Genomic DNA, 19588 nt, shown 5'->3' on the forward strand with positions numbered 1-19588 from the left:
ACCTAGTAGCCGCGCCACTCCTCGCGGGCGTAGTCCAGCACCCTCGGGCGCAACAGCGTGGAGGCGGGCACGTCGATCCGGGCCCGGTCGGCGGGGAACGTGCCGGCGGCGGCCAGCACCGCGGGGGTGAGGAAACGCAGCGGCGGGGGATCGTCCGGCAACGCCAGTTCGGGCGCGACGTCACCCGGCGCGGCGAGCACGAACCCCCAGTCGCCGAAGCTCGGCACGTCGACGTGGTACGGCACGGTGGCGAAGCCCGCCTCGCGGATCGACCGCTCGATCGACCAGTACGACCGGGGCGCGAAGTAGGGCGACCCGGACTGCACGACGAGCCGCCCGCCGGGGGCCAGCACCGGCCGGATCAACGTGTAGAACTCGATCGTGTAGAGCTTCGCGGTGGCCGTCTCGTCCGGATCGGGCAGGTCGGCGATCACCACGTCGAAGCGGTCCGTGGCGGTACGCAGCCACGCGAACGCGTCCAGGTTGAGCACCCGTACCCGGGGGTCGGTGAGCGACTCCCGGTTCAGCTCGCGCAACTGCGGCTCGCGGCGGGCCAGCTCGACCACTGCGGGGTCGAGGTCGACGAGCGTCACCGAGCGCACGTCCGGGTACTTGAGGAGTTCCCGCGCGGCCAGCCCGTCGCCGGCGCCGAGCACCAGCACGTCGCCGTGCGCCCCGCGCATCGCCGGGTGCACGAGCGCCTCGTGGTAGCGGTACTCGTCGATCGAGCTGAACTGCAGGTCGCCGTTGAGGAACAGCCGCAGGTCGGTGTCGGAGTGGCCGGGCTCGCGCACCGAGCGGGTCAGCACGATCTCCTGGTAGCGGCTGCGCTCGGCGTGCACCACCGGATCGCGGTAGAGCTGTTGACGCGCGGTCACCTCGAAGTCGTGGGCGGTCACCCACGCGTACCCGAGGAGCAGGCCGACCACGACGGTGGCCGCGCCCAGCGCGGCCCGCGCCCGGCGGCTTAGTTCGGCGCGGAACACGGTGAAGACGAGCACCACGCCGGCGACCGCGTTCACCGCGCCCACCACGAGCGCGCCCTTGAGCTGGCCGAAGACCGGGATCAGGAGGAACGGGAACGCCAGCCCGCCGAGCAGCGCGCCCACGTAGTCGGCGGCGAACAGGTCGGCCACCGCGCTGCCCGCCGACTGCTCCCGGATGCGTTGCAGCATCACCATCAGCAGCGGGATCTCCGCGCCGATCAGCAGGCCGAGCACGAACGCGGTGCCGACGAGCGCCGGGCCGTACAGGTCGAGCCAGGCGAACGCGGCGTAGAGGCCGAGCACGGACAGGCCGCCGAGCAGCGCCAGCGTCAGCTCGATCACCGCGAACGAGACCACCGCCCGGGACTGCAACGGCTTCGCCACCAGCGCGCCGACGCCCATCGCGAAGACCATCACGCCGAGCACGATCGACGCTTGGCCGACCGTGTCGCCGATCAGGTAGCTGCCGAGCGCGACCAGCGCCAGCTCGTACACCAGGCCGCAGGCCGCGCACACGAAGACCGCGAGCAGGACCGCCGAGCGGGCCAGGCGCCACCGCGGCCGTGCGGCCACGTCGGCGGTCACCGTCTGCTCCGGGTACGTCCGGCGGCTCCCGCCCCGGCGCGCTGCGCGGGCACCCGTACCCGGTGGTTGCGGCGCTGTCGCACGCCCACGGCGAGGAACAGCGCGGCGAGCAGGAACAGGCCGACCGAGCTGAGCACGTAGATCCAGCGGTCCCGCCAGAAGTCGTTTCCGGCGTCCGGCAGCGCGGCGGCGGCTGTCGACGGCGCGGCGGTGGGCGTCGCGGCCGGCTCGGCGAGCCCGCGCTCGGCGGCGAGCAGCGGCAGGATCGTGGCGGCCCGGGTGACGGCCCAGCCCGGGTCGTCGACGAACGCGTCCTCGTCCAGCCCGAAGCGGCCCAGCCGGGTCTCGATCGCGGCGAGGTCGGCGAACTCGATGTCCTCCGAGCCCTTGATCCGGATCGTGGCGGAGTCCTCCGACTCGCTGCTGGACGAGGTGTACCTGACGTTCGCGGAGACCGCGATCCAGCGGGTGCAGCCGGGAGCGTCGACGACTGTGGTGCCGTCGCCGAGGTTGGAGCCGACGCTCACCTCGTCGTACACGTCGAGCAGTTCCCAGCCGTAGCAGATGCCCTGGCTGTCGGCGGCGGCCCGGAGGATCGGCACGGTGCCGGAGCGCTCGTCGGCGGCCGGCGCGGGGACTGAGGTGTCCGAGTCGCCGCCGAACGCGCCGATGGCGCAGACGAGGACTACGACCCCCACGACCACGGACCAGATCACCGTCTGGGTGCGCTTGTCCTTCCCCACCTGGTGCTTGGCGGGCTTGCCGCTCATCAGATGATCGCGGCCGCGATGATCGCACCGGTGGCGAGGTGCACGGTGGCGGAGACCCAGACCGCCGGGTGCGGCTCCGGGTCCACGAGCAGCTCACCGAGCTTGCCCGGGGTGGCCACGTCGAGCAGCACGAACGCCGCCGCCATGATCACCAGACCGAGGATGCCGTACGCGGCGGCGCCGACCAGCCCCAGCGTGAAGTCGTCGTCGCTGGCGACGATCGCGGCGACCACGATCGTGCCCACCCCGAGCAGGTTCGACGAGAGCAGCAGCGCCGCGTTGCGGTTGCGCTCGGTCCAGATCAGCTCGTGGAGCTTGCCGGGGGTGGCCAGATCGACCAGGACGTAGCCGATCGCCATCAGGACGACGCCGACCGCGCCGTACGCGAGGGTGACCAGCAGGTCGGTGACGAGATGCTGCACAGAGGACTCCAGGGTGAGGGGATCGACAGGGCTACTTGCCGGAGCCGGGGCCGCCGCCCCGGACCGTGCTGCCTCGGCCCCAGCCCCAGCTGTTGCCGACGACGCTGTGGTACCGCGGGTAGGCGGTGGTCATCCTCTCCAGCAGGATCACCGAGCCGACGGCGAGCGGGAGGATCACCACCGAGTCGTCGTCGTAGCGCAGGTAGACGCCGCTGCCGTCGACGTACTGGTCGGCCGGCTTCCAGGCGTCGGTGATCTGCTTGGACACCTCGCTCGGCGCCTTGTTCGAGGTGTACGCGATCGCGTTCGAGCCGATGTCCCGCCCGGTGGCGCGGGAGAAGTTGTCCTCCACGTAGCCGCGGGGCGAGAAGTTGCCGTAGAAGATCGTGAAGGCGGCGATGAGCGCGCCGATGACGGCGACCGCCACGCCCACCACGAACCACCGTCGGTACGTCACAGCTCCTCCACCACCGTCTCGGTCAGGACCAGCTCGTTCGTCTGCGGGTAGGCGTGCCAGGTGCGCCAGGCGAGCGCGCCGTCCGGCGGGCCGGGCCGCACGGAGAGCGCGGTGACCGCGTCCTCGTCGCCGGGAAAGACCCCGATCAGCGCATACGGGTCCTCGGCCAGCTCGGCGCGCAGCGCCGCGACCCGGGTACGCAGGCCGTCGCCCTCCGGCCGGAGCACAGTGGCGAGGAACCGGTAGCCGGCCGTCTCGTCGTGCAGCGTGCCCGGCAGGTGCGGCGGGCGGCCGGGCAGGCAGGCGACCGTCTCGGTGAGCGTGCCGAGCACCACCTGGTGGGAGGCGCCGAGCAGGCGCAGCCGCAGCCGGGGCAGGCCGGGCAGGTCGATGTCGCGTACGGCCAGCGCCGGCAGCTCCGGGCCGCCCAGGGCCAGGCTCAGATCGGCGGCGCTGGTGTCGACGTACGGCGCGTCCAGACAGACGAGCACGTCAGCGCACCGTCTCCGGGCCACCCTGCGGGTAGATCATCACCTCGGCGCGGCGCAGCTCCTCGCCGAGGTTGACCTCCCAGCCGGCCTCCCCGTACGCCTCGAACGACAGCCGTGCGCCGCCGGGCGCCTGGTAGTCGTAGTAGCGCATGGTGCCGTGCGGGTCGAGGCCGGTGCCCTCGGTCGCGGTGTACCGGGCCTGACCCGACTCGTCCCAGTTGTAGCGGCGGCCGGCGATCTCCAGCGTCGGGGCGCCGGGCGTCACGGTGGCCCCCGGCTCGCTGGTCCAGAGCACCATCTCCAGGTCCGGGTCGCTCTCGACGGAGAGCCAGCGCTTCACGCCGCCCGCGTCGTCGAGCAGGTGCTCCGCCCAGCTCCAGCCGCCCTCGACCAGGTGCACCGAGCCGCGCACGGTGTACGGCACCGTGCGGATCTCGACGATGTCGCCGGGCTTGAGGGCACGCGGGTCACCACGCAGCGCGTCGGCGTCCCGGTCCCGGAACGGGTCACCCGGCGCCGCCTTCGTCTTCGGGCGGGACGCCGACCGGGACTTCCGTACCGCGATCACGGCGATCACCACACCGGCCACCCCGACGAGGCACCCCAGCGTGGTCACCACGTACGCCAACGAACCGTTCACTGCCGCCTCCCCCAACGCGCTCGGCGGGAACGGTAACAACCGCACGCACGCCTTCTGAAGTCCCGTTCGCTGAGTGTGCGCTCAGCTACCTTCGGCACCGGCGAGCCGGTCGGTGGCGTATTCGCCCAGCTTGGCGCGGCCCATGAGGCAGCCGGAGAACGTGGTGAACTCGCCGTCGTCGCCGCGCAGCCGCGCCCAGGCGTCCCGCCCGGCGGCCGGGTCGACCCCCTCCAGCAACGTGGCCGCGTACGCCCGGCCGGCCGGCGAGCCCTTGCGGAGCAACCTGTCGACCCGCTTACGGGCCGCCTCCGGGTGCTCCCGCAGCCCCTGTTCCAGCGTCCGGTACGCCTCGGTCGCGGGCAGGATCTGCCCCGCCAGCCCCACCCCGCCGAAGGCGAGGGTGTCCGCGCGGTCGAGTTCCCGCACCGCCGCGTCCAGTTCCCGTTCCCAGCTCCCGCTCATGCCCCACTATGTGCCCACCCCACCACCCCCTCACCCCTGCCGCCCGCCCCGGTTCTCCCCTCGCTCTCCCCGCTGATCAAGGAGTTTGTGTCCCCGCCGGCGCCTCCACAGGACACAAACTCCTTGATCACCGCGCGGGTGGAGGCCGAAGCGACCCCGGCGGGTGGGGCGGCGGGGCGGAGTGCGGCCGGGACGGCGAAGGCCCGGCCGGAGGCCGGGCCTTCGCAGGGGTGGGGTGGGTCAGGCGGCGGTCACCGCCAGGGACTCCTTGGAGTCGGACAGGTCGACGCGGACCGTGTCGCCGTCGCGGATCTCACCGGCCAGCAGCGCCTTGGCGAGCTGGTCGCCGATCGCCGACTGCACCAGCCGGCGCAGCGGGCGGGCACCGTAGATCGGGTCGTACCCGTGCTCGGCCAGCCACGTCCGGGCCGCCTCGGTGATCTCCAGGCCCAACCGGCGGTCCGCAAGACGGGTTCGCATCCGGTCGAGCTGGATGTCCACGATCGACCGCAGGTCTTCGCCCTGGAGCGCGGCGAACACCACGATGTCGTCGAGCCGGTTGAGGAACTCCGGCTTGAAGTGCGACCGGACCACCGCGAGCACGCCCTCCCGGCGCTCGTTCTCGGTGAGCGTCAGGTCGCTGATCACCGACGAGCCCAGGTTCGAGGTGAGGATCAGGATCGCGTTGCGGAAGTCCACGGTACGGCCCTGACCGTCGGTGAGCCGGCCGTCGTCGAGCACCTGGAGCAGCACGTCGAAGACGTCCGGGTGGGCCTTCTCCACCTCGTCCAGCAGGATCACCGAGTACGGCCGGCGACGTACCGCCTCGGTGAGCTGGCCGCCCTCCTCGTAGCCGACGTACCCGGGCGGGGCACCGACCAGGCGGGCCACCGAGTGCTTCTCGCCGTACTCGCTCATGTCGATGCGGACCATGGCCCGCTCGTCGTCGAAGAGGAACTCGGCGAGCGCCTTTGCGAGCTCGGTCTTGCCGACGCCGGTCGGGCCGAGGAACAGGAAGCTGCCGGTGGGGCGGTCCGGGTCGGCGACGCCGGCCCGGGCGCGGCGGACCGCGTCGGAGACGGCGCCGACCGCCTCGGCCTGGCCGACCACGCGGCCGCGCAGCGACTCCTCCATCCGCAGCAGCTTGGCGGTCTCGCCTTCGAGCAGCCGACCGGCGGGGATGCCGGTCCAGGAGGCGACCACTGCGGCGATGTCGTCCGCGCCGACCTCCTCCTTGAGCATCGCGCCGTCGGCCTGGAGCCGGGCCAGCTCCTCCTCGGCCTGCTTCAGCTCGGTCCGCAGAGCGGGGATCCGGCCGTACCGCAGCTCGGCGGCGCGTTCCAGCTCGCCGTCGCGCTCGGCCCGCTCGGCCTCGCCGCCGAGGCGCTCCAGCTCCTCCTTGGCGGTGGAGAGCTTGGTGATGTGGCTCTTCTCGGTCTGCCAGCGCTCGGAGAGCGCGGTGAGCTGCTCGCGCTTGTCGGCCAGCTCCTTGCGCAGCCGTTCCAGGCGCTCGGCGGACGCGGCGTCCGGCTCCTTCGCCAGCGCCATCTCCTCGATCTCCAGCCGGCGTACCGCCCGCTCGATCTCGTCCACCTCGACCGGGCGCGAGTCGATCTCCATGCGCAGCCGGGACGCGGACTCGTCCACCAGGTCGATCGCCTTGTCCGGCAGGAACCGGTCGGTGATGTACCGGTCGGAGAGCGCGGCGGCGGCGACGAGCGCGGCGTCGGTGATCCGTACGCCGTGGTGCACCTCGTAGCGCTCCTTGAGCCCGCGCAGGATGCCGATGGTGTCCTCGATGGTCGGCTCGCCGACCAGCACCGGCTGGAAGCGGCGCTCCAGTGCCGGGTCCTTCTCGATGTGCTCGCGGTACTCGTCGAGCGTGGTCGCGCCGACCATCCGCAGCTCGCCGCGCGCCAGCATCGGCTTGAGCATGTTGCCGGCGTCCATCGAGCCTTCGCCCTTGCCGGCGCCGACCACCGTGTGCAGCTCGTCCAGGAACGTGATGACCTTGCCGTCGGAGTTCTTGATCTCCTCCAGCACGGACTTCAGCCGCTCCTCGAACTGACCGCGGTACGACGCGCCGGCGACCATCGCGCCGAGGTCGAGCGAGACGAGCTTCTTGTCCCGCAGCGACTCCGGCACGTCGCCGGCCACGATGCGCTGGGCCAGGCCCTCCACGATCGCGGTCTTGCCGACGCCCGGCTCGCCGATCAGCACCGGGTTGTTCTTCGTACGCCGGGACAGCACCTGGATCACCCGGCGGATCTCCGAGTCCCGGCCGATCACCGGGTCGATCTTGCCGTCGCGGGCGCTGGCGGTGAGGTCCACGCCGTACTTGGCGAGGGCCTGGTAGGTCTGCTCCGGGTCGGCGGTGGTCACCCGGCGGTCGCCGCCCCGGACGGTCGGGAACGCGGCGACCAGGTTCTCCTCGGTGGCGCCGGAGTTCTTCAGCGCGACCGAGACCGCGCCGCCGACCCGGGCCAGCCCGGCCAGCAGGTGCTCGGTGGAGGTGTACTCGTCGCCCAGCGGCCGCGCGATCTGCTCGGCGGCGCCGATGGCGTTGACGAACTCGCGGGCCAGGGTCGGCTCGGCGATGCTCGACCCGCGTGCGGCAGGCAGCGCGTCGACCGACCGCTGGGCGACGCGGCGCAGCTCGGCGGGGTCGGCCCCGACGGCGCGCAGCAGGCCCGCGGCGGTCGAGCCCTCGGTGTCCAGCAGTGACAGCAGCAGGTGCCAGGGCTCCACGGTGGCGTGACCGCGCTGGTTCGCCAGCGCGACGGCACCGGTGATGGCCTCGCGGCTCTTGGTGGTGAGACGTTCCGTGTTCATGGGCTCCCCCGGATCGGCGTGTCCACTGGACATGACACAACCAGAGTTGAGTCTATTCCGCTCAACTCCACCCCTGTGACCTGAGTCACCCTCATCCGGTCCGGCCGGAGAGATCTTGGTACGAAAAGGCCCTTGGAGGGGCCTTTTCGTACCAAGATCTCAGCGACGTGGCAGGCGCGCCAGGCAGGGGGTCTCGTGGTCGGCGCGCAGCACGCAACGCCGGCCGCCGTCCAGCTTGCGGTCGCAGAACACCCAATGGCGTACGGCCTGGTCGTCCTCGGCCGAGACGGTGATCCCGCCCAACTCCACCACCGCGAGGAACGCCAACGACCGGCCGGCCGTGCGGCCGAGCATCTTCGCCCGGGCCAGATCGGCCGCGCGCACCGGCAGGTGGATCACGTACCGCCCGGTCACGGCCGCCCGGCCAGGTCACGCATCGACGGTGCCTGCCGGGACTGCCACTCGCGCAACGCGCCCTTGATCCGGGCCGTCTCCTCACGGCTCCGGGCGACTTCGGCGTACGCGGCGGCGAGATCGCCGGCGACGCGATCCAGGAACGCCGCGACCTCGGCCGGGTCCAGCCCTCGACGGCACGTCGTGAAGCGGCGGCCCCGCACCTGCCAGGGCCGCAGCGGAAGGTACGACGCGGAACGGTAGGCGCCGACCGGCGCGGAGTTGGGCGGGGTCAGGCTCCGCCGCTTCGGACGTATTCGCAGGAGATTGCGCACGACACTGTCCCTTCTCGCGGAGGACGGGGGTCGGGACGAGCCACGGGGGATGCCCGCCCCGACCCGGGAAAGCTCCAGGTGCCATCCGGGAGCGTTCGCCAGCAACCTACAATCGGTACCAGTTGTAGGTCAACGACCAACCCACAATTGCTTGAGGTTGGAGGCGGTTGCATGGTCGAATGGGCGTGCCATCCGGGGAGTGTGTATGCCCAAACAGCAGTACCAAGTGCTCGCAGACGAACTGAAGAGCAAGATCGATTCGGGCGAGTGGCCACCCGGCACCAAGCTGCCGAGCCGCGCCCAGCTGTGCAAGGAGTACGCCGTCTCCGACACCGTCGTCGGCAAGGCGATGATGATCCTGCGCGCGACCGGTCTCACCGAAACGCTCGAAGGTGTCGGCGTGTTCGTAGCCGAACGGGACTAGACGAGCCGCCCGAGCCGCATCGACCAGTCTGCAGTTCGGCCCCGGAAACAGCACGTGCGCGCCCGGAGTAGCCTCACCCGCGTGCGAGTACGTGTCGAACAGACCGCCCTGCCCGGGATCGGCGTACGTCATGATCTGATGACGGAGTCCGGCCGCCGGCTCGGCGTGGTCTCCCACCGCAATGGCCGTCGCGACCTGGTCCTATACGACCCGGACGATCCCGACTCCTGCCAACACGACATACCCCTGACCGACGACGAGGCGGAGGCGCTCGCCGACATCCTCGGCGCGTCGCTGATGCTGGGTCAGCTCTCCGGTCTGCGCGAGCAGGCCGCCGGGCTGCTGACCGAGCAGATCGCCATCCCGGCGGGGTCGAAGTACGTCGGCAGGCGGCTCGCGGACACCAAGGCACGCACCCGGACCAGCGCGTCGATCGTGGCCGTGCTGCGTCAGGGCGCCGTGAACGTCTCGCCCGATCCCACCTTCCGGTTCGAAGCCGGCGATGTGGTCGTCGTGGTCGGTACCCGTCAAGGGCTCGACGGCGTGACCGCGATCCTCGCCGAGACCGATCCGGACGGCTGACGCGTATGCACGAAACCACAATCCTGCTCATCGAAGTCGGTGCGCTGCTGCTCCTGCTCGGCCTGCTCGGCCGGCTGAGCCGTCGCTTCGGCGTGTCGCCCATCCCCCTGTACCTGCTCGCCGGCCTGGCGTTCGGGCACGGTGGGCTGCTGCCGCTCAACGCCAGCGAGGAGTTCTTCGCGGTCGGCGCCGAGATCGGCGTGATCCTGCTGCTGGTCATGCTCGGCCTGGAGTACAGCGCCAACGAACTGGTGGGCAACCTCCGGTCCGCCGCGCCGGCCGGCGTGATCGACGCGGTGTTCAACGCGCTGCCCGGGTTCGCCTTCGCGCTCCTGCTCGGCTGGGGCTGGGTGGCGGCGGTGGTGCTCGCGGGCGTCACGTGGGTGTCGTCGTCCGGCGTGATCGCGAAGGTGCTCGGCGACCTGGGCCGGGTCGGTAACCGGGAGACCCCGGTGATCCTGTCCGTCCTGGTGATCGAGGACCTGGCGATGGCCCTCTACCTGCCGCTGGTCACCGCGCTGCTCGCCGGGGTCGGCCTGATGAAGGGCGGCATCGCGCTCGCCATCGCGGTGTTCACCGTCGTCGTGGTGCTGGCCGTGGCGATCCGGTACGGCCATCTGATCTCCGCCGCGCTCTCCGCCAAGGATCCGGAGGCGCTGCTGCTCGGGGTGCTCGGCCTGACCCTGCTGGTCGCCGGTGTCGCGGCCAAGCTCCAGGTGTCGGCGGCGGTCGGCGCGTTCCTGGTGGGCATCGCGCTGTCCGGGCCGGTGGCGCACCACGCCACCGAGCTGCTCTCCCCGCTGCGTGACCTGTTCGCCGCGGTCTTCTTCGTGTTCTTCGGGCTGGTCACCAACCCGCTGGACATGCCGCCGGTACTGCTGCCCGCGCTGCTGCTCGCAGTGGTGACCATGGCGACGAAGGTGGCTACCGGCTACCTGGCCGCCCGCCGGGCCGGGATCGCCGAGCCCGGCCGCTGGCGGGCCGGCCTGGCGCTGACCCCGCGCGGCGAGTTCTCCATCGTCATCGCCGGGCTGGCCGTCGCGGCCGTCTACCCGGTGGAGCCGAAGCTCGCCGCGCTCGCCACCGCGTACGTGTTGATCACGGTGGTGACCGGGCCGCTGCTCGCCCGCCTGCCGGACAGCCCGTGGTTCAAGCAGTGGCTGCGCACCCGCGCCGCCGCCGCACGGCCGCCCGCGCCGCTGCCCCTGGGCTCCGGCGACTGACCCGGCCGGGCCGGATCAGCCGAGGGCAGATCCGGCCCGGCGTTGTCAAATTGATCCCGGGAAGGTCTACCCCTGCTCCGTCCAACCGCGTTAACGTTTCGGCCCAGCAGCCAGGGTCCGCGGGTGGCCTGCGCCCCCGCCAGCGCAAGCGGAAGGTCGGCCGGTGAGCGTGCAGGAAGAGACGTTCCACGGCTTCGCCAACCCGGTCGATCCCTCGCCCGCCGAGCTTCGGTCGTGGGCGTATCAGCCGGATTCGGTGCCGCTGACCTCGATGCCGCCGGACTGGGATCTGCTGGTCGCCGGTGACCACCTGGTGCAGACGCTGTTCGATCTGGCGATGGACCAGGGCTGCCCGGCGCGGCGGTTCGCGCTGCACTGCCTCTACATCTACGCCGCCGACGGCATCCGGACGAACTTCCGCGCCCACCCCAAGCGCCGGTTCCGCAAGCTGGTCGAGCAGGCCGAGAAGTCCGGCGACGACCTGATGCGCAACTGGGCGCACAACAGCCGGGTGCTGCTCGCCCGGCCGGATCTCTTCGTCTACCGGGACTGGTGCGAGGGCGGCCTGGTCCGCGAGAACCGCCGCCTCTGACGCCATCCGTCCCCCCGGGGTCAGCGTCGCCCAGCCACCTCGACCCGTCCGGCCTGGTCGATCATGAACTTGGCGGTGTTTGGTGTCCGGTTTGTCGCCGCCAACTTCATGATCGACCGCGAGGGCGGGTGCGTGGTGCCCGCTCGGCCCTCGGGACACGAACGGGCCGGGATCCCCCGTGGATCCCGGCCCGCACGTCGGCGGATCGTCTAGGTCGACCCGCCCTGCTTCTTGCGCCGCTCGTCGTCCCGCGCCCGGTCCACGCCGTGGTCCGTCTGGTCGGCGAAGCGCCCTTCCTTGACCTTGTCGCTGAAGCGGCCCTCGGTGACCCGGTCGAACCGCTCGCGGACGTTCTCGGCCACTTTCTCCAGCCGTTCCTCCGCGCGCTCGGCCACCTTCTTCGCCGGTTCCGTCATGGCTCCCCCCGCCAGCCCGGATTCCGATTTGAGGCTTTTTGCCCCTGCGGAAAATCGTAGTCGACCCCGCTCTGCCGTACCCCGGCTTTCCCCGACCCGGGCGGCGGACCGCCCGGGGAACGACGAAGGCCGGCGCGGCCCCGGGGGAGCGGGCGCGCCGGCCTTCAGGTACGAGGTCAGCGGTCGGGAGCGCGGCGCGGACGCCAGACGACGAGCGCGGTGGACGTGCGGTTGGTGGGCACGAGGTCGCCGCGGGGGAAGCCGCCGAGTGACTCCAGCTCGGCGATCCGCCGGTACGCGGCGTCCAGTTCCGCCTCCAGCCGGGCCACCCGCTGCTGCGCCTCTTCGAGCAGCCGCTCCAGCCCGATGATCCGCTTGACCCCGGCCAGGTTGATCCCGTCGTCCTGGCTGAGCCGCTGCACCTCGCGGAGCAGCACCACGTCCCGGACGCTGTACCGGCGACCGCCGCCGGACGCCCGTCCGGCCTGCACCAGGCCCAGCCGGTCGTACTGGCGCAGCGTCTGGGGGTGCATCCCCGCCATCCGCGCGGCCACCGAGATCATCAAGACCTTGGCCTCGTAGGCCGGGTCACCCGAGCCGACGTACTCCTCCGACATGCCCGCTCACCTCCGGTGCCGCCGTCAACTGAATCGACGTACCCGCGCTTCGAGATGTTCCCGCGCGGCGGGCGGAGTCTGCGCCGCGAAGGTCTCCAGCGCCGCCCGCGCCTCGTCCGAGACCTTCGCCGGGACCACCACGTCGAGCGTGACCAGCAGGTCACCGGCGCGGCCGTCCTTGCGTACGACGCCCTTGCCGCGGGCGCGCAGCACCCGCCCACTGGGCGTACCCGGTGGCACCCGCAGGGTCACCGTCCCGTCCAGGGTCGGCACGCGCAGGTCCGTGCCGAGAACCGCCTCGGCGTACGTGATCGGGACGGTCAGGGTCAGGTCGTCCCCGGTGCGCCCGAACAGCTCGTCCGGGCGGACCTTCACCTGCACGAACAGGTCACCCGCCGGACCGCCCCGCTCGCCGGGCTCGCCCCGGCCGGCCAGGCGGATCCGCTGCCCGTCGGCCACCCCGGCGGGGAAGCGCACGTTCAGCGTGCGGGTCTTGGTGACGCCGCCGGTGCCGTGGCACTCCGGGCACTTCTCCTCGACGATCGTGCCGACGCCCTGGCAGTTGCGGCACGGCTCGGAGAAGCTGAACGACCCCTGGTTGCGGGTGGTCACGCCGGCGCCGTGGCAGACCGGGCAGGCCACCGGCTGGGTGCCGGGCTTCGCGCCGTTGCCGTGGCAGGTGTCGCAGACGCCTGGTGCGCGCAGCGTCAGCGGCAGCGTGACGCCGCGTACCGCGTCGTCGAAGTCGAGCGCCACCTCGGTCTCGACGTCCCGGCCGCGGGCCGGGCCGCGCGGACGTGCCGGGCCACCGCCGGCGCCGCCGGAGAAGATCGAGCTGAACAGGTCGGTGAAGCCGCCACCGCTGAACCGGTTGTCACCGCCGCCGGCGCCGCCGCCGAACAGGTCGGAGACGTCGAACGGCATGCCGCCCGGCTGGCCCGCGCCGCGGGCGCTGCGCCGGAAGGCGCCGGAGCCGAACAGCGAGCGCATCTCGTCGTACTCGCGGCGCTTCTTCTCGTCACCGAGCACCGCGTACGCCTCGGAGACGGTCTTGAACCGCTCCTCGGCACCGGTGTCGCCGGGGTTGTGGTCCGGGTGCGACTCCCGGGCCAACTTGCGGTACGCCTTCTTGATCTCGTCCGAGGAGGCGGACTTGTCCACGCCCAACGCGGCGTAGTAGTCCTTCTCGATCCAGTCCTTGGAACTCACCGGTCCACCCCCTTCCACGGGTCGAACCCCGGTCGTCCCGCCCGCCCGGTGCGGGCGGGCGGGACGTCACGGGTCGGCACTACTCCGGGTCCGCGACCGCGACCATGGCGGGCCGCAGCAGCCGCTCGCCGAGCTGGTAACCACGGCGCATGACCTGTACGCAGGTCGGCTCCGTCACGTCGGCGGAGGTCTGGTGCGCCACCGCCTCGTGCCGGGTCGGGTCGAACGGGTCACCCTTCTCGCCGAACGCGGTCAGGCCGAACTTCGCCAGCGCGCCGGTGAGCTGCTCGGCCACGCTGCCGAACGGGCCCACCAGGTCGCCGTGCTCGCGGGCCCGGTCCAGGTCGTCGAGGATCGGCAGCAGCGCGGTGAGCACCGCCCCGGTGGCCTGCTCCTGGACCAGGTTGCGGTCCCGGTCGACCCGCTTGCGGTAGTTGGCGTACTCCGCAGTCACCCGCTGGAGGTCGCGGGTGAGCTCCTCCAGGTCGGTGCGGAGCGACTCCAGCTCGGCGCCGAGCGGCGTGTCCGTGCCGGGCCCGCCGTTCGGCTCGGCGGGCGAGTCGACCACGGTCGGACCGCTGACCTCGGCCTCGCCGCCGATCTCGTCGACCACGACCTCGGCCTCCTCGACCAGCCCTTCGGCGGGCGCGTCGGCGGCCGCGTCGGCCGCCGAGGCGTCGTTCGCCGGCTGCTCGGTCACCTTGCCGAGCTTGCGCTTGTCGCGGATGACGACCCGGGGTTCGTCGCCGGTGTCCTTGCCGGCGCCCGGCGCCGACCCGGTGGCACCCGGGTCGGCCGCTCGTGGCTTGTCCGTCATGCGGTTACCTCATCCCTCTGCGGTGCGAATCGTGTCCGGGACCGGATGTCACTTCTTGTCCTCGTCCACGATCTCCGCGTCGACCACGTCGTCGTCGCCACCGGCCTTCGGGCCACCGGCCGCGCCCGCGCCGGCACCCGGCCCGGCCGCACCCGGTGCGGTCTGCTCGCCCTCCTGCTGCTGGGCGTAGAGCAGCGAGCCCGCCTGCTGGGAGACCTGCGCCAGCTTCTCGTGCGCGGACTTGATCTTCTCGATGTCCTGCCCGCCGAGGGCGCTGCGCAGCTCGCCGAGCGCCTCGTTGAGCTGGTCACGGTTCTCGCCGGGCAGCTTGTCGCCGCTCTCGGCGAGGAACTTCTCGGTCTGCCACTGGAGCGCCTCGGCCACGTTGCGGGTCTCGGCCTCCTCACGGCGGCGCTTGTCCTCGTCGGCGTGCTCCTCGGCGTCCCGGCGCATCCGCTCGATGTCGTCCTTCGGCAGCGAGGAGCCGCCGGTGATCGTCATCTTCTGCTCCTTGCCGGTGCCCAGGTCCTTGGCGTGCACGTTCACGATGCCGTTGGCGTCGATGTCGAACGTGACCTCGATCTGGGGCACGCCGCGCGGGGCCGGCGGGAGACCGGTCAGCTCGAAGGTGCCGAGCTTCTTGTTGTAGGCGGCGATGTCCCGCTCGCCCTGGAACACCTGGATCAGCACCGACGGCTGGTTGTCGTCGGCGGTGGTGAAGACCTCGGAGCGCTTGGTCGGGATGGTGGTGTTGCGCTCGATGAGCTTGGTGAAGATGCCGCCCTTGGTCTCGATGCCCAGGCTCAGCGGGGTCACGTCGAGCAGCAGGACGTCCTTGACCTCACCCTTGAGCACGCCGGCCTGGAGGGCGGCGCCGACGGCGACGACCTCGTCCGGGTTGACGCCCTTGTTCGGGTCACGGCCGGTGAGCTGCTTGACCAGGTCGGTCACGGCCGGCATGCGGGTCGAGCCGCCGACCAGGATGACATGGTCGACGTCGGAGATCTTGATGCCGGCGTCCTTCACGGCCTGCTCGAACGGGCCCTTGCAGCGGTCCAGCAGGTCCTGCGTCATGCGCTGGAACTCGGCGCGGCTGAGCGTCACGTCCAGGTGCAGCGGGCCGGCCGAACCGGCGGTGATGTACGGCAGGTTGATGTTGCTGGTGGTGGCGGCGGACAGCTCGATCTTGGCCTTCTCGGCGGCCTCCTTGAGCCGCTGCATGGCCATCTTGTCCTGCGAGAGGTCGATGCCGTGCTCGCCGCGGAACGTCTTCACCAGGTGGTCGATGATGCGCTGGTCCCAGTCGTCACCACCGAGCTGGTTGTCACCGCTGGTGGACTTGACCTCCACCACGCCCTCGGCCAGCTCCAGCAGCGACACGTCGAAGGTGCCGCCACCGAGGTCGAAGACCAGGACGGTCTGCTCCTTGGAGCCCTTGTCCAGGCCGTACGCCAGGGCCGCCGCGGTCGGCTCGTTCACGATCCGCAGCACGTTGAAGCCGGCGATCTCACCGGCCTCCTTGGTGGCCTGGCGCTGCCCGTCGTTGAAGTAGGCCGGGACGGTGATCACCGCGTCGGTGATCTGCTCGCCCAGGTACGCCTCGGCGTCCCGCTTGAGCTTCATCAGCGTGCGCGCCGAGATCTCCTGCGGGGTGTACTTCTTGCCGTCGATGTCGACGGTCCAGTTGGTGCCGATCTCACGCTTGACCGACCGGATGGTCCGGTCGGGGTTGGTCACCGCCTGGCGCTTGGCGACCTCACCGACGAGCACCTCGCCGTTGCGGGCGAACGCGACGATCGAGGGAGTCGTACGCGAGCCCTCGGCGTTGGCGATGACGGTGGGCTCACCGCCCTCGAGAACGCTGACGCAGGAGTTCGTCGTGCCGAGGTCGATGCCGACCGCACGTGCCATGTTCGCTTCCTCGCTTCGTAACGGGTGAGCAGGTCAGACGGCCTGCCCGGCGGGTCGCCGGTAAGCGACCGCACCACAAGTTGAGTGAACTTGACTCAATAGTGCCACGCGATCGCCAATCCGCAAGTCGGGGTTGAGCCGACCCGGCGCAACCCGACCGTTACTACTGTCCGGTTGTCTTACCTTGCGTCGGTCGGGCACGCTTTAGCGGTGACGACGCATGGCGATTCCGCCACCCGTGCCGGCGCGCCCGCCGTCGCAGCCCGCACCGGGCCCACCACGGGCGACGACCAGCCTGCTCACGCCGCCGACGGCCTGCCCGCCGCGCTCACCGGCCTGCGCGCGGCGATCGGTGCGGCCCGCTTCCCGCTCGCCCTTCCCTCGGCCGAGCCGGCCCGGCACGCCGCCACCAGCCTCACCGACCAGCTCGACGACTACCTGCTGCCCCGGCTGGCCCGGCTCGACGCCCCGCTCCTGGTGGTCGTCGGCGGTTCCACCGGCGCCGGCAAGTCGACACTCGTCAACAGCCTGGTCCAGGCTCGGGTCAGCGCGGCGGGCGTGCTCCGCCCCACCACCCGCTCTCCGGTGCTGGTGTGCAGCCCGACCGACGCGGCCTGGTTCCGGCAGGGTGAGCTGCTGCCCGGCCTGACCCGGACCACCGAGCCCAGCGAGCAGCCGGGCACCCTGCACCTGGTCACCGCGCCGGCGCTGCCGCCCGGCCTGGCCTTCCTCGACGCGCCCGACATCGACTCGGTGGTCGACGCCAACCGGGCGCTCGCCGGTCAGCTGCTCGCCGCCGCCGACCTCTGGCTGTTCGTCACCACCGCCGCCCGGTACGCCGACGCCGTCCCCTGGGAACTGCTGCGCAGCGCCCGGGCCCGGGGCACCGCCGTGGCGATGGTGCTGGACCGGGTGCCCCCGGAGGCCGCCGACGAGGTCGCTGCCCACCTGTCCGAGATGCTCGCCGAGCAGGAGCTGGGCGCCTCGCCGCTGTTCGTGCTGCCGGAGACCTGGGTGGACGGGCAGGGGCTGCTGCCGGACCGGATCACCGCGCCGCTGAGCGACTGGTTCGCCCGGCTCGCCGCCGACTCCGAGGCCCGCGCCGCGGTGGTCCGGCAGACGCTCGACGGCGCGCTGGCCGCGCTGCACCCGGTGGTGGAGACGCTGGCCGAGGCCGCCGACGAGCAGGTGAGCGCCGCCGACGCGCTGGACGAACGGGTCCAGGCCGCGTACCGGAGCGCGGAGCGCAGCGTCGACCAGGGGCTCAGGGACGGCCGGCTGCTGCGCGGTGAGGTGCTCGCGCGCTGGCAGGAGTTCATCGGCACCGGCGACTTCTTCCGCGGGCTGGAGGCCCGCATCGGGCGGCTGCGCGACCGGGTGGTCGCGGCGGTCACCGGGCGACCCGCGCCCGCCGCGGAACTGCGTACCGCGATCGAGTCCCAGCTCGTCACGCTGCTGCGCGGGGTGGCCGCCGAGGCGGCGGAGAACGCGTACACCGGTTGGAAGGCGCACCCGGCGGGTGCGGCGCTGCTGGAGCCGAACCTGGCCCACCCCTCGGCCGACCTGCCGGAGCGGGCCGAGCAGCTGGTCCGCGACTGGCAGCGCGGCGTGCTGGAGCTGGTCCGGGTCGAGGGCGGCGACCGGCGGTTCGTGGCCCGCACGGCCGCGTACGCGGTGAACGCCACCGGTCTCGCCGTCATGATCGGCGTGTTCGCCTCCACCGCGTTCATCCCGACCGGCCTGGAGGTGGCCGCGGGCACCGGTACGGCGGTGGCCGGGCAGACGGTGCTCCAGGCGATCTTCGGCGACCAGGCGGTCCGCAACCTGGCCCGCAAGGCCCGCGTCGACCTGCTCGACCGGGTCGGCAAGCTGCTGGCCGAGGAGGCCGAGCGCTACCTGAGCCGCACCGAGGCCGAGCGCCCCGCCGCCAACGCCGGCGCGGCGCTGCGCTGGGCCGCCGTCGAGGTCGAGCGGGCCCGGCACCGCAGCGGCCTGTTCCCGCCGGCCCCCGAGCAGGAAGTTCGCCCGTGAGCGCGAGGAGTGAGCCGGGTCTGCGAGCCCCGCAGTCGCGAGCAAGGAAGGCACCGTGAGCCCGAGGAGTGAGCCGGTCCTGCGAGCCCCGCAGTCGCGAGCAAGGACCGCACCGTGAGCGCGAGGAGTGAGCCGGGTCTGCGAGCCCCGCAGTCGCGAGCAAGGAAGGCACCGTGAGCAACATCGTGGGACGGATGCGCGAGGCGATGCGGGGCGAGCAGCGGGTCGACCCGGACACCCTGATCGAACGGCTCACCGCGATCCAGCGGTTCCTCGGCGCGGTGGACGGCCACGTGCCCGACGCCCAGCTCGTCGCCGCGCACACGGTGGTCGAGCGCGCCGGTGACCGGCTCGCGCTCTCCGGCCGCCACACGGTGGTCGCGCTCGCCGGTGCGACCGGCAGCGGCAAGTCGAGCCTGTTCAACTCGCTGGCCCGGCTGGACCTCTCCCCGGTGGGCGTACGCCGGCCCACGACGGGTGTCGCGCACGCCTGCGTGTGGGGCCCGCTCGACGGCGCGGTCCGGCTGCTCGACTGGATCGGCGTGCTGCCCCGGCACCGGTTCGTCCGGGAGAGCCCGCTGGACGCCGACGACGAGTCCGGGCTGCACGGCCTCGTCCTGCTCGACCTGCCCGACTTCGACTCGGTACAGCACGGCCACCGGCTGGAGGTGGACCGCCTGCTCGGCCTGGTCGACCTGGTGGTCTGGGTGGTCGACCCGCAGAAGTACGCCGACCGCGTGATCCACACCAGCTACCTGCGCGAGTTCCACAGGCACAAGGACGTCACGGTCGTGGTGCTCAACCAGGCCGACCGGCTGCACCCCACCGAGCTGCCGAAGGTCCTCGACGACCTGCGCCGGCTGCTCGACGCCGACGGGCTGGGCGGGGTACCGCTGCTGCCGACCGTCGCGGTGGACCCGAACGGGCTGGAGGGGCTGCGGACCGAGCTGGAGCGTACGGTCGCCGAACGGCAGGCCGCGCTGCGCCGGCTCTCCGGCGACGTGGACGGCGTGGTGGCCGATCTCGAACCGCTCGTGGGGCCGGAACCGCCGCGCACCCGGCCCGGTGACGCCTCGGCTCAGGAGCTGACCCGGGCACTCGCCGGGGCGGCCGGGGTGCCGACCGTGGCGGCGGCGGTCGAGGGCGCGTACCGGCACCGGGCGGTCGGCAACACCGGCTGGCCGCTGCTGCGGAGCTGGCGCAAGCTGCGGCCGGACCCGCTGCGCCGGCTGCACCTGTCCGGGCGGGACCCGGACGCGCCGGCGGAGAGCCTGGTCGCTGCCACCTCCGTACCCGATCCGACAGCCGCGCAGCGCTCCGCCGTCACGCTGGCGATCCGCGCGGTGGCCGAGCGGTCCGCGAGCGGCCATCCGCCGGGCGAACGCCTGACGAC

At 72.3% G+C, this 19588-nt stretch carries 21 protein-coding genes; 6 read left to right on the forward strand and 15 right to left on the reverse strand.

Annotation, left to right across the window (positions count from 1 at the left end):
- Positions 1–2: 2 nt before the first annotated feature.
- From AC2CHG_RS12900 to AC2CHG_RS12945, 10 genes are all read right to left on the reverse strand, one after another.
- Positions 3–1571: a polyamine aminopropyltransferase gene (locus AC2CHG_RS12900; protein WP_484524811.1), complete on the reverse strand. Its 1569-nt coding sequence runs from the start codon at positions 1569–1571 to the stop codon at positions 3–5.
- Positions 1568–2341, reverse strand: coding sequence for a hypothetical protein (locus tag AC2CHG_RS12905; RefSeq protein ID WP_484524812.1), 774 nt, complete (start codon positions 2339–2341; stop codon positions 1568–1570). The genes AC2CHG_RS12900 and AC2CHG_RS12905 overlap by 4 nt, the downstream gene beginning before the upstream one ends.
- Positions 2341–2763 (reverse strand): DUF350 domain-containing protein, encoded by a 423-nt coding sequence (locus AC2CHG_RS12910; RefSeq protein ID WP_030269725.1) that lies wholly within the window; start codon positions 2761–2763, stop codon positions 2341–2343. Before AC2CHG_RS12910 ends, AC2CHG_RS12905 begins: the two co-directional genes overlap by 1 nt.
- 31 nt (positions 2764–2794) lie before the next feature.
- The gene (locus tag AC2CHG_RS12915; protein WP_262012800.1) at positions 2795–3220 is read right to left on the reverse strand and encodes a DUF4247 domain-containing protein; all 426 of its coding nucleotides are present in this window, start codon (positions 3218–3220) and stop codon (positions 2795–2797) included.
- Positions 3217–3711 carry a DUF2617 family protein gene (locus AC2CHG_RS12920; RefSeq protein ID WP_120572373.1) on the reverse strand — a complete coding sequence of 165 codons (495 nt, stop codon included), beginning with the start codon at positions 3709–3711 and terminating at the stop codon, positions 3217–3219. Before AC2CHG_RS12920 ends, AC2CHG_RS12915 begins: the two co-directional genes overlap by 4 nt.
- A 1-nt stretch (position 3712) precedes the next feature.
- Positions 3713–4351 (reverse strand): DUF4178 domain-containing protein, encoded by a 639-nt coding sequence (locus tag AC2CHG_RS12925; RefSeq protein ID WP_262012802.1) that lies wholly within the window; start codon positions 4349–4351, stop codon positions 3713–3715.
- An 81-nt stretch (positions 4352–4432) separates the two neighbouring features.
- On the reverse strand, positions 4433–4813 hold the full coding sequence (locus AC2CHG_RS12930) for a hypothetical protein (RefSeq protein ID WP_355512232.1): 381 nt from the start codon (positions 4811–4813) through the stop codon (positions 4433–4435).
- Between the two features lie 240 nt (positions 4814–5053).
- On the reverse strand, positions 5054–7645 hold the full coding sequence (gene clpB, locus AC2CHG_RS12935) for an ATP-dependent chaperone ClpB (RefSeq protein WP_484524813.1): 2592 nt from the start codon (positions 7643–7645) through the stop codon (positions 5054–5056).
- A gap of 159 nt (positions 7646–7804) precedes the next feature.
- Positions 7805–8059, reverse strand: coding sequence for a hypothetical protein (locus tag AC2CHG_RS12940; RefSeq protein WP_120572377.1), 255 nt, complete (start codon positions 8057–8059; stop codon positions 7805–7807).
- Complete coding sequence (locus AC2CHG_RS12945) at positions 8056–8373, reverse strand: DivIVA domain-containing protein (protein WP_436838267.1); 318 nt, start codon at positions 8371–8373, stop codon at positions 8056–8058. Before AC2CHG_RS12945 ends, AC2CHG_RS12940 begins: the two co-directional genes overlap by 4 nt.
- Before the next feature lie 205 nt (positions 8374–8578).
- On the opposite strand from AC2CHG_RS12945, the gene AC2CHG_RS12950 reads away from it, so the two are divergent.
- The 4 genes from AC2CHG_RS12950 (at position 8579) to AC2CHG_RS12965 (ending at position 11194) form a co-directional block, all read left to right on the forward strand.
- Positions 8579–8797, forward strand: a complete 219-nt coding sequence (locus tag AC2CHG_RS12950; protein ID WP_262012805.1) for a winged helix-turn-helix domain-containing protein — start codon at positions 8579–8581, stop codon at positions 8795–8797.
- A gap of 81 nt (positions 8798–8878) precedes the next feature.
- Entirely contained in the window at positions 8879–9379 is a 501-nt protein-coding gene (locus AC2CHG_RS12955) for a cation:proton antiporter regulatory subunit (protein WP_047892103.1), read from the forward strand.
- 5 nt (positions 9380–9384) lie between these two features.
- On the forward strand, positions 9385–10602 hold the full coding sequence (locus tag AC2CHG_RS12960) for a cation:proton antiporter (RefSeq protein ID WP_194800188.1): 1218 nt from the start codon (positions 9385–9387) through the stop codon (positions 10600–10602).
- 163 nt (positions 10603–10765) lie between these two features.
- Complete coding sequence (locus AC2CHG_RS12965; RefSeq protein ID WP_262012806.1) at positions 10766–11194, forward strand: hypothetical protein; 429 nt, start codon at positions 10766–10768, stop codon at positions 11192–11194.
- 209 nt (positions 11195–11403) lie between these two features.
- Here the strand turns inward: AC2CHG_RS12965 and AC2CHG_RS12970 are convergent, their stop codons facing one another.
- The 5 genes from AC2CHG_RS12970 to dnaK all read right to left on the reverse strand — a co-directional run bounded on the left by AC2CHG_RS12970 (position 11404) and on the right by dnaK (position 16164).
- Positions 11404–11610 (reverse strand): hypothetical protein, encoded by a 207-nt coding sequence (locus AC2CHG_RS12970; protein WP_013283368.1) that lies wholly within the window; start codon positions 11608–11610, stop codon positions 11404–11406.
- Positions 11611–11786: 176 nt separating this feature from the next.
- Positions 11787–12227 (reverse strand): heat shock protein transcriptional repressor HspR, encoded by a 441-nt coding sequence (locus tag AC2CHG_RS12975; RefSeq protein WP_120572381.1) that lies wholly within the window; start codon positions 12225–12227, stop codon positions 11787–11789.
- Between the two features lie 24 nt (positions 12228–12251).
- Positions 12252–13436 (reverse strand): molecular chaperone DnaJ, encoded by a 1185-nt coding sequence (gene dnaJ / locus AC2CHG_RS12980; RefSeq protein ID WP_262012807.1) that lies wholly within the window; start codon positions 13434–13436, stop codon positions 12252–12254.
- 79 nt (positions 13437–13515) lie between these two features.
- Positions 13516–14253, reverse strand: coding sequence for a nucleotide exchange factor GrpE (grpE, locus tag AC2CHG_RS12985; protein ID WP_262012808.1), 738 nt, complete (start codon positions 14251–14253; stop codon positions 13516–13518).
- Between the two features lie 48 nt (positions 14254–14301).
- The gene (gene dnaK / locus AC2CHG_RS12990) at positions 14302–16164 is read right to left on the reverse strand and encodes a molecular chaperone DnaK (RefSeq protein WP_013473404.1); all 1863 of its coding nucleotides are present in this window, start codon (positions 16162–16164) and stop codon (positions 14302–14304) included.
- 210 nt (positions 16165–16374) lie between these two features.
- Between dnaK and AC2CHG_RS12995 the strand changes: the two genes are divergently transcribed.
- Together AC2CHG_RS12995 and AC2CHG_RS13000 are read left to right on the forward strand one after the other, a co-directional pair.
- Complete coding sequence (locus AC2CHG_RS12995; protein WP_484524814.1) at positions 16375–18195, forward strand: GTPase family protein; 1821 nt, start codon at positions 16375–16377, stop codon at positions 18193–18195.
- Between the two features lie 194 nt (positions 18196–18389).
- Positions 18390–19588 (forward strand): GTPase family protein (locus tag AC2CHG_RS13000; RefSeq protein WP_484524815.1); only part of this gene is annotated, 1199 nt, incomplete at its 3' end.

This window comes from Micromonospora sp. ATLC20 (genome assembly GCF_057196585.1).